Annotated in this window: 9 protein-coding genes and 1 pseudogene; 5 read left to right on the plus strand and 5 right to left on the minus strand. The window is 66.6% G+C overall.

Annotated elements, in window-relative coordinates; genetic code table 11:
• Positions 1 to 501 precede the first annotated feature (501 nt).
• Together ACFHPP_RS26200 and ACFHPP_RS26205 are read left to right on the plus strand one after the other, a co-directional pair.
• Positions 502 to 732 carry a hypothetical protein gene (locus ACFHPP_RS26200; RefSeq protein WP_437166192.1) on the plus strand — a complete coding sequence of 77 codons (231 nt, stop codon included), beginning with the start codon at positions 502 to 504 and terminating at the stop codon, positions 730 to 732.
• Positions 733 to 835: 103 nt separating this feature from the next.
• A pseudogene (locus ACFHPP_RS26205) lies at positions 836 to 1,024 on the plus strand (transposase); the annotation flags it as partial.
• A 288-nt stretch (positions 1,025 to 1,312) separates the two neighbouring features.
• On the opposite strand, the gene ACFHPP_RS26210 reads toward ACFHPP_RS26205, so the two are convergent.
• On the minus strand, positions 1,313 to 1,888 hold the full coding sequence (locus ACFHPP_RS26210; protein ID WP_437166193.1) for a hypothetical protein: 576 nt from the start codon (positions 1,886 to 1,888) through the stop codon (positions 1,313 to 1,315).
• A 1,049-nt stretch (positions 1,889 to 2,937) separates the two neighbouring features.
• On the opposite strand from ACFHPP_RS26210, the gene ACFHPP_RS26215 reads away from it, so the two are divergent.
• Complete coding sequence (locus tag ACFHPP_RS26215; RefSeq protein WP_437166194.1) at positions 2,938 to 3,186, plus strand: hypothetical protein; 249 nt, start codon at positions 2,938 to 2,940, stop codon at positions 3,184 to 3,186.
• 31 nt (positions 3,187 to 3,217) lie between these two features.
• Here the strand turns inward: ACFHPP_RS26215 and ACFHPP_RS26220 are convergent, their stop codons facing one another.
• From ACFHPP_RS26220 to ACFHPP_RS26235, 4 genes are all read right to left on the minus strand, one after another.
• A complete protein-coding gene (locus ACFHPP_RS26220; protein ID WP_437166195.1) occupies positions 3,218 to 3,811 on the minus strand; it encodes a hypothetical protein in 594 nt (197 codons plus the stop codon).
• A complete protein-coding gene (locus ACFHPP_RS26225; protein WP_437166196.1) occupies positions 3,792 to 4,082 on the minus strand; it encodes a hypothetical protein in 291 nt (96 codons plus the stop codon). Before ACFHPP_RS26225 ends, ACFHPP_RS26220 begins: the two co-directional genes overlap by 20 nt.
• A 297-nt stretch (positions 4,083 to 4,379) precedes the next feature.
• The gene (locus tag ACFHPP_RS26230; RefSeq protein WP_437166197.1) at positions 4,380 to 6,314 is read right to left on the minus strand and encodes a hypothetical protein; all 1,935 of its coding nucleotides are present in this window, start codon (positions 6,312 to 6,314) and stop codon (positions 4,380 to 4,382) included.
• A 161-nt stretch (positions 6,315 to 6,475) separates the two neighbouring features.
• Positions 6,476 to 7,246 (minus strand): hypothetical protein, encoded by a 771-nt coding sequence (locus ACFHPP_RS26235; RefSeq protein WP_437166198.1) that lies wholly within the window; start codon positions 7,244 to 7,246, stop codon positions 6,476 to 6,478.
• Between the two features lie 542 nt (positions 7,247 to 7,788).
• On the opposite strand from ACFHPP_RS26235, the gene ACFHPP_RS26240 reads away from it, so the two are divergent.
• Together ACFHPP_RS26240 and ACFHPP_RS26245 are read left to right on the plus strand one after the other, a co-directional pair.
• Positions 7,789 to 8,226 (plus strand): hypothetical protein, encoded by a 438-nt coding sequence (locus ACFHPP_RS26240; protein WP_437166199.1) that lies wholly within the window; start codon positions 7,789 to 7,791, stop codon positions 8,224 to 8,226.
• Positions 8,227 to 8,234: 8 nt separating this feature from the next.
• Positions 8,235 to 8,471, plus strand: a complete 237-nt coding sequence (locus ACFHPP_RS26245; RefSeq protein ID WP_437166200.1) for a hypothetical protein — start codon at positions 8,235 to 8,237, stop codon at positions 8,469 to 8,471.
• The last annotated feature ends 127 nt before the right edge of the window (positions 8,472 to 8,598 follow it).

Genomic DNA, 8,598 nt, shown 5'->3' on the forward strand with positions numbered 1-8,598 from the left:
ACAATCGCCAGAAGTATCTTCCACAAATTTCTATCGCTTGGGAAGTTCTTTTCTCTTATGTCGAGGTAGTTTCTTAGCGTTCTCTCTCCAATATCGACGATCTTATCCTTCCCGGTATGCAAAAGATTTAGGGCGACGCCTGTAGGGCGGCCTCCCGCGGTGTCTCCCATGCCCTGTAATCTATCGAAGAGTTGGCCTACCTCGAGACGCGGAGCATACGCTTCCTTGACGTAGCAGAGCCTCGCCTTCCTGATCGCCTCCTCCCGCGAGGTCGCCCTGGCCTCTATACCTACGCTTTTTCGTCTTCCAGCCATTCCGGCACCTTACCGGTTGCACTGAACAGTGGGCAATGGATTCGGCTCTACCGGAAGCCTGCCCAGGAGACGAAGCTTCGCCCGATTGTTGGTTGCCCCTGAGAACTGATGGAGTGGACGGCCCCTACGCGGCATCTTGTGCCAAGCTCGGAGCCGCACAGGCATCGAGCGAAAGGAGCCGTCCACCATGAAGAATACCGCAAAGGCCGTCCCGGTGACCATCGGCCTGGACATCGCGAAGAACTTCTTCCAGGTGCATGCGGTCGACGCGGGCGGCCAGGTCGTGCTGCGCCGCAAGCTCAGCCGTGGCCAGGTGCTTTGCTTGTTCGAGGCGCAGCCGAAGGTGCTGTTCGGGATCAAGGCATGTGGCACTGGCCCTGTTAGGCGCCCGAGATCGCCGCGCGCGGGCATGAGGTGAAGCTGCTGCCGCCCACTTACGTGAATGTCTGCGTCAAGCGCGGCAAAAGCGCTGCCGCGTATCGAAACCGAAACGCTGAAGCAAGAAACCCAGCCATGTGTGTCTGCTGGCGCTGCGTGGGGTCGAGCAACGCCTCGGCATCGCCCGGCAACTCGCCGTCTGCATCGATTATCTCCGGGCGCCGGAGCAGATCCAACACACCCTCGCCGACATGCCGCGCTTCCGCCTACTGATGATCGCCGCCGGTAATGAGGAAGGCAGTAATGCGGCGAGCCTGCGGTGGGAACCGCTGCGTCAGCGGGCCTTTTGCGCTCCCGTTCCAAGTCGGGCGCGTATCTTCATGCGTGACCCGTCCCACCAGTCCCGTTAGGCTCGCCTCCCAGGGGACCCGGAGCCACAAGCGCGGGGACCGTCGGAGACGCCGCACGGTGGGACGGATCGATGGCGGTGGTGGGAATGGCGGCGACCCCGTCTGGCGCCCACCAGGCTGGTCGACATAGGGCTGGCCGAGAAGGATGGAGCGTGCTCTGCATGGTGGCACTGCTGGGCACGCCTATCCGCCTTTCGCAGGCGAATGAGGTTATGGCACCCGCCGCTTCGCCACCCCTACCGACAGGGTGGCCGCCGCCAGGTCGAACGTCGCGCCAGAGATATTCCGCGCCATGACCCGCACCGTGTTGTTCGACCACACCGCGGCATCAAGCTCGATGAAGCGCGTCGACGACATCAGCGATGCCTGCGCCAGGTCCCCGGCCCGCGCCCCGTTCACCGTGACATCGATCAGCGCCGTCGCCCCCGGCGCCAGGCTCGGCAGATCCCAGGACACCTCCGCCGCAAACTCCCGCCGCCCGGAGCCGAACAGCGCCCCCGTCAATAGCGGCGAACCGTTCAGCACCGCGGGCGCCGCCTCCGGCAGCCCGTAGAGCCGCAGCGACTGCAGATCGATCAGCCCATCGAAGCCAATCACCCCCACCTGCGCATAGGCCACCGACGCACCGACGCGGATCGTCTGCCGCAGGTTGAAATTTGCATCGTCCATCGGCGCGCCGGCGTTCCACCCTTTGGCCGGGCCGTTCCACTGCATGGTGGTGATCGAGGCCAGCACATCGCCCGCGATGTCCTCGCGGACGTTCCCGGCGCCGTCGAACACCCGCACGAACAACCGCCCGCCCGAAGCGCCCCCCCGTCAGCCAATGTGCCACGGCGAACTCCTTGGCCTGGGATGCATGGAGCATCCAGCCCAGCCCGTGGTTCGCCGTCAGCGTCACCGCCCGATCGGTCGGCGTGAGGTCGGTCAGCCCACCGACGCAGAAATCCCTCATGAAGGTCGCGGTGGTGGTCGAGGTGGCGATGGTGATTAGCCCCTCCACGCCGACCTCGGTCGCCGTCTGCCGGAATGCCGCCGCGCGCGTGTTCGGCACGCCTGCCAGAAAGCGCTGGACGCGCGACGCCGGCGCACGGTGTCGAATGATCACCGCAATGGCTTGCAGGACGCGCTTAGCTTTGCTCGCACGCAGAGCGAAGCGTTGGTCACGCCTCGACCAGGTTCTGCCCCGGCGGGGCGCCTGGTGGTAAGGCCCGATCCTCGGCGCCTGAAGCCCGAGACCACCACCATGACGCTATCCGACACCCAATCCCAGATCCTTCGCCAGGCCGCGAAACAGAAGGCACGGTTGGCCCCGCTGCCAAAGATCCCCGCGGCTGCCCGCAACGCCGTCTTCCGCAGCATGCTGAAGGGGGGCCTTCTCACCGAGGTGCCGGGGTCGGCGGAACATGCCGGGTTTAGCTGGCCGCAGGACGAGGCGAGCGTATGGATCGCGCTCCGCATCACCGACAATTGCCTGGCCGCCATCGGCCTGGATCCGTCAGGCTCGGCGCCGGGACGACCTTCCAGCGACACCCAGGAGGCCGCTGCCCCCATTAGCCCGCTCCTTAGCCCTGAGGCGCCCCCGCACCCCAGGAAGCCTCCGCACAGCAGGATACGCCCGCCCCGCGTCCGACCTTGCGCGCCGCCGCCGTCGCTGTGATTGCCGCCTGGGACGCCGCCCAACCGTTCGACGCGACCCGGGCCTCCCTGCGCGCGATCCTCGCCGGCCGGCCCGCCAGCGCCTCCTCCCCCTCGCCGCCGCGGCGGGCGGTGGAGTCGATCAGCCTGGTTGTGGCGGCCACGAGCTGTACATCCAGCTCCGGATCAACGCCGTCGAGGTGTTCCACCGCCTCCGTGGCCTCGAAGGCATTGCCCAGCAGCAGGAAGAACTCGGGCAGCGTGTTAGGAGTGTCGGGCGCGACCTAGACGGCGGCCGGCTGAAACCGCGCTACCAGCCATCGCCCCGGATCAGCCTGCGCATGGAACAGCACATGGCCGCCGCCACAAGGCCCGACGCACTGGATGGTGTCGCAGCGTTCGCGGAAGGTCAGATCGGTGCCGAAAATACCGGCTCCGCTTGGGCATGAGAATCCGACTCGATGCCGTTGGTCAGGCTGGTCATGTCTCGTCCTCGATTTCGGTTGCGGGGCCGTCCACCACGAGCACTACGGGGAGCGCCCGGGCCCGCATCTGCTGAAGCAGCACCACGATGGGGTTGGGGGCGGTGCCCAGGTCCTGGTCCTGCTTGTCGCGCCACTCCTTCGGGCGGCGGTTCTTCAGCCAGAAGATCGCGGCCGTCGTGTCGGGGGCAACGTGTTCGCGGTAAGGCACGATGACCGGCGCGCCGTCGTGCTGGAGGACCTTCACCGCGTCGTGGGTGTAGCCGATGGCCTTCGCAAACAGGCTGCGCTGCACGCGCTCATCGGCGGCGTCCTTGCCGACCTTTAGGGCGTTGCAGAACTCGGCGTGGACCTGGGACCAGCGCCAGATGGTCGTGCGCTCCACCTTGAAGAAGTCGGCCAGCTCGATATCGGTCGCGCCGAGCGTGCAGAGCTTGGCAGCCTGCTCGGCGAACTCCGGGCGGTAGCTGCTTGGGCGGCCGGTCGGTGTGGCCGGCACGGCGAAGCGCGGGGGCGGCTTGGCTACGCGCTTGGCCTTGGGCTTCGCTGGAAGCTTGCTGGGCGGCTTCGGCTTACGTGGAAGCTTGTGCATCAGCGCCTCCCCCGCTGTGCCGCTTGGGCGGCCCGTGGGGGCGCCTGGGGTGCCTGCTCGACCGGATCGGGGCGAACCTCCGCATAGCGATCAGGACGCGCTCACGCTCGGCCTCCAGGCGGTCTGCGACGGTGCGGGTGAACTCCCGGTCGGCGGTGGTGGCGCCGGCCGTGACGGCGCGCTGTGCGGCGTCCTCGGCGGCGTTGGCGACGGGCGCCAGCGCGTCGAGCATGGCGGAGTAGGCGCACCAGAGGGCGAATTCGCGGGTCATGCGGACACCGCGGGGTGCTGGGCGAGGTTGTTACCGCCCGCGCCGAAAAGGTAACACCGAGGTAACACCGCAACCCGTTGATCGGATTGGGGCTTTCTACCCTTGTTACCTTTGTTACTCTTGTTACCGGATAAGATAATAGAGCTACACACACACACGCGCGTGTAGGTGTGTAGATTTGGCCGTAACACGGTAACAAAGGTAACACGCGGCGTAAGCCGTTGATCGTTCGGGATTTTCTCGTTACCGCTTGTTACCCTTGTTACCCCTGGGGCCAAGGCGCGCTCGCGGCGCGGATCAAGCAGCATCGGTGCTCTCCTGTGCAATGGAGGCGATGGGGATTGCAAGGCATTTCTGCGTCCCGTCCTCGAGGCGCGCGGTGACGTTGCGATGCGCTCCGGGTATTCGGGCGAGGGTGGATAGCCAGCCGGCACCCCATGGGGTGTTGCGGAAACGCTGCGCGACGGCATCGCTGCGCGTCGAAATCATCAGGCACCGGCCATGCTCGCGGTGATCCACCACGCGCATCCACATGCGGCGGAGGTGAATGTCCGCTTCGTTTGGCTTGATGTCCTCATCGAAGCCGTCCGTGGCGCTGATGAGTTGCGCGATGCTGACGGATTCCTGCCGGCTGCCGACCGTGCGACGCATGCCCTCGCCCTGCATGAGGTGCGCGAGGGCGCGCTCATACTCCGGCGCGGTGACTGCCTCGGCGGCGGCCTCGCGGACCCAGGCGCGGCCTGCGACGATCTTGGCCGCTTCCTCGGGGGTGAGCTTGCGCTGATCCACCAGGGCCATCTGGCAGGCGATGAGGGTGCCGATGGTGTCGCCCACGCGACGGCCTGCGCCGGTCCTGGCGATGGCCTCGGCCATGGCGTCGCAGTTGGCGCGGATGGTCGGGATCATCACCAGCAGGCGGGCCAGCAGCCGGCCGGCGAGGTTCGGCACCATGGCTTCCTGATGGGCCAGCTTGAGGGCGGCGAACTGGTCGGGGTTGCCGCCGCAGAGGGTGAGGACGGCGAAGCGGGATTCATCGGCGGCCTGGGTGAGGCCGGCGTTGATGCTGGCAAACATGAAGCTGGACCGGATGACGTAGCGGCGGGATCCGCCTTCCTTGGTGCCCTTCACGATGGGCGGGGCGTTCTCGCTGGATGCCTGCCGCGCCAGGTCGATGACCTGCTGCATGCGGGCGCGGTCCATCTCGTTCTGCGTCTCGCCTTCCTCGAAGAAGACGGGGCGGGCGTCGTTGCCCAGCTCGCCGCGAACACCGGCCTCGGTCGTCTTGCCCTGCAGGACCAGGGCGATGCCGCCGAGGGCGGGAGTGAGGATGTTGTCCTGCACCCAGGTCTTGCCGCCGCCGAACTCGGACAGCAACCAGATATGCGGGCGCCATGGTAGCGCGCCGGAGATAATGGCGCTGGCGATGAAGCCGGCGAAGAAGCTGCCGTCGCGGGTGGGATCATCCCAGGCGACGGCGCGGCAGAGCGCGAGGAACCGCTTGCCTTCCTCATCAGTCAGGGGCTCGCCGAGGTCCACGCGCATGGACCGGGCCTGTTCGTAGATGAAGCGCGATTCGATGGCGGTCAGGCTGGTGGGGACGCCATCGACAAGGAGGTGGTCGCCCATGTGGAGGACGCTGCGGCCGCGGTCGATCCAGACACCGCGGCCGCGGATGCGGTCGGGGTCATAGACGCCGTTCTGGTAGCAGGCGCGGATGACTTCGTTGGCGACCTGGCGGGCGCCGAAGCCCTCGCCGCGGGTCGGGAAGTTTTCCTCGAACCAGTTGATGTTGGCGAGCTTGAGAAGCATGCCGTGGCTGGACAGGTCCTTGGCGCTCATCGCGATGACCTGCCGGCCTTCCTTCGTGTAGAGGAAGAAGCGATCGCGGTCGTAGCCGAGGCAGTAGAAGGGCCATTCGGATTCCGGTGGCGCCGGCTTGGGCGCTGGTCGGCTCTGCGGCCCTACCTGCTTGATCGCGCTCTCAAGCATGGCGTCGAACGAATCAGGCATGGGCGCTGGTCGGCTGATGGGCGCGACCTGCTGCTTCGCCGATTGAAACATGCTGTTGATGAGGTCGCCGGGATAACGGCTCTCTGCATAGCCTGCGCCTTTTGGCGCAGAACGCGGTGCAGCTTTCCGACTAACCGACGCAGAAGTCACCGGCGCCAAAGCCATGCGTTTGGTCGCCGGCTTAGATGGCGCTGCGATCAAGCGTTCCGGACCGTCAGGCATCCCTCAATTCCTCCTTCGGCGAGCGAAGCAGGGCTGAGACGCACACTGCGGCGCTAACGAAGCGGTTGCTCCCGATTGAGCCGAGCCAGCAGCCGGCTCGTCCTTGGGCATTCACGCCGAACGTGCTCGGGCTCGAGGAGCCGTCGACAGAGCAATGCATCCTAGCCCCGAGACCCGCGGTCCGGCCCGATTGCAGCAACGGGGAGCGACGCGACCAATGCAGCTAAGGATGCGCCATCTACAATCGTTGTGCGGCCCGCCTTTCGGAACACGAGCCGTCCTGCACCGGCCTCGCGGTAAAGCGCGCTTCGGCTCAACCCGGACCACTCGGAGGCGCCCCTGACGGTGAAGCCGGCTCGTGGCACAACGAGGGAAGGCTTCGTTACACCGCTTTGACGAAAAGCCTCCTTCGGTTCGGGCATCAACCTACCCTTGCTGTGCATCTTCGTCTCGACGTTCGAAGCGTCCCTCTGGTCCCAAATCACCTTGTTTACGCCACCCATCGCTGGCCCCCGAAATGCATCTGCCTCTGTCCACAGATATCCCGGAACACACCGCACAACACCAAAATCGTTCCTGATCTGGTGGAAGGGCCATTCGGGGTGGCGTGAGGTGGCGAGCATGCTGGCACTGACGTCGTTGGGCCAGGCCGGCAACACATCCGGCGTCGGCGATCGCAGCATGCGGTGGAAGCGTTCGATCAGATCTCGTGCCGTCGCCAGCACCGCCCAATCCAGCTTACGGCTACGGCCGGTGCGGCGGACGGTCTCCCTGATGGCGGTGCCGGCCGCCACCATTGCGCGGATTGCTTCGTTCGCCTCCCGCCGCCGAAGGTTGCTTTCGTACCGCAGGCGCTCGGCGGCGCTCAGCAGGTCCGGGTTGATTGCGCCGCAGCTGAGGGCCCGACGGATCGGACCTAGCGCGTCGGGCACGGCCTACAGGAAGGCGGCGTTCGCGTTCTTCCATGAGGCGCCATCGGTCCGTGATCTGGATCACCCCGGGCGCGGCCTCTCTGACCACACCGGCAAAGCCACCCACACAGTCATTGGCCACGAAACTAGCCTCCGGATGCGCGCGCAGCGAGGCGTGCACCGCAGAAGGTTCACGGTCAGGCAGCAGGTCGGCGATCCACCGCTGCTCCAGCTCGCGTGCCGTAGCGCTGGCGCCGCCGCCACGCCCATCCGGGATCGGCTTTGCCTGTCCAATGCAGGACGCCGTAAGGGTGTCGTGGTCTGCCCACCGGAAGGCGGCGCAGACCACGCCTCGCCGGCAGGGTAAGGTACGGCGCGGCTCGCGCCAGCGGAATGCGTCGGTCAACCCTGACGCCGGCGCCAGCAGGATGAAAATCGCGACCACGTGGCGCGCCCCTATCTCCATTCGGAAGATATGCCCCTACTGCGTGCCCAGCGAGGGCAGTGCACCTGAACCGAGGCTCTGTCTTGCCGTTGGAACATAAATAGAACATCCTCTCGGCATGAACCCACCCGGCCAAGTTGATCCCGACGTCCTGCGCCAGATGCGCACGGTCCTCGCCACCGCCATCGGCATCCGCACCAAGAGCCTAGCGGAGGCCGCGGCGGAGGCGCGGGGCCTGGGGTGCGGGATGCTGCCAGCGTTGCCCGTGAGCGTCATTGACGAGGCGGTGGCGGGCCTTCTGCGCGAGGTCGGCGCGCACCGGCCGGCGGAGGCTTCCGTAGAGCTCGATGGGCGCGCCCTGCGGCCTGTCACTCCGGAAGAGGTTGCCGATACCCTCGCCTACGCCATGCGCTTCAACGAGCGCGGGAAGGCGCGGCGGACGGGTCATGAATACGCCTCGAAGCTTGCAGCGGAGCAACTGGTGCAGCAGATGCTCGCCAGCGGCTACGTCATCCTCCGGCGCCCGCCCGCGCCCCATGGCTCCGGCCCCGGCTGAACCTTCCCATGGACCTCGCGCCGCCCTACACGGTCGCCTTCCTGGCACGCGACGAGGCGGTGCGGCTGCCCTGCGCCTGCCGCGTCCGTATCATCGGGCGGCGTGACCTTGTGGCACTGGTCGGGCAGGGCGAGCGCCTACACCTGCTCGGGCTGCGGCGTGAGTTGTGGTGCTCGCGGTGCGGCGAGCCGCCAATGGTCGGCTGGCTGGTGAGCGGCGCAAATCTGGACGCGAAACCGCTATAGGTCGGGCACCTTCCGGGTTGCGTTTGGTCGGTGCAGAGGCGCGACTTGATGACGCTCTGATGTCCGCTTTCAAGAGCTTTCTGCAGCTGGGATCGCCGCGCGAGGCGGTTGCCTGACTCTGGCCGAA

It is taken from the genome of Falsiroseomonas sp. E2-1-a20 (assembly GCF_051433195.1).
In the GTDB taxonomy this organism is placed as follows: Bacteria; Pseudomonadota; Alphaproteobacteria; order Acetobacterales; family Acetobacteraceae; genus Falsiroseomonas.

Bases quoted from the DNA above. Each gene is read 5' to 3' on its own strand.
- ACFHPP_RS26200 (WP_437166192.1), top strand. From the start codon at position 502: ATGAAGAATACCGCAAAGGCCGTCCCGGTGACCATCGGCCTGGACATC.
- ACFHPP_RS26220 (WP_437166195.1), bottom strand. From the start codon at position 3,811: ATGCACAAGCTTCCACGTAAGCCGAAGCCGCCCAGCAAGCTTCCAGCG.
- ACFHPP_RS26225 (WP_437166196.1), bottom strand. From the start codon at position 4,082: ATGACCCGCGAATTCGCCCTCTGGTGCGCCTACTCCGCCATGCTCGAC.
- ACFHPP_RS26230 (WP_437166197.1), bottom strand. From the start codon at position 6,314: ATGCCTGACGGTCCGGAACGCTTGATCGCAGCGCCATCTAAGCCGGCG.
- ACFHPP_RS26240 (WP_437166199.1), top strand. From the start codon at position 7,789: ATGAACCCACCCGGCCAAGTTGATCCCGACGTCCTGCGCCAGATGCGC.
- ACFHPP_RS26245 (WP_437166200.1), top strand. From the start codon at position 8,235: ATGGACCTCGCGCCGCCCTACACGGTCGCCTTCCTGGCACGCGACGAG.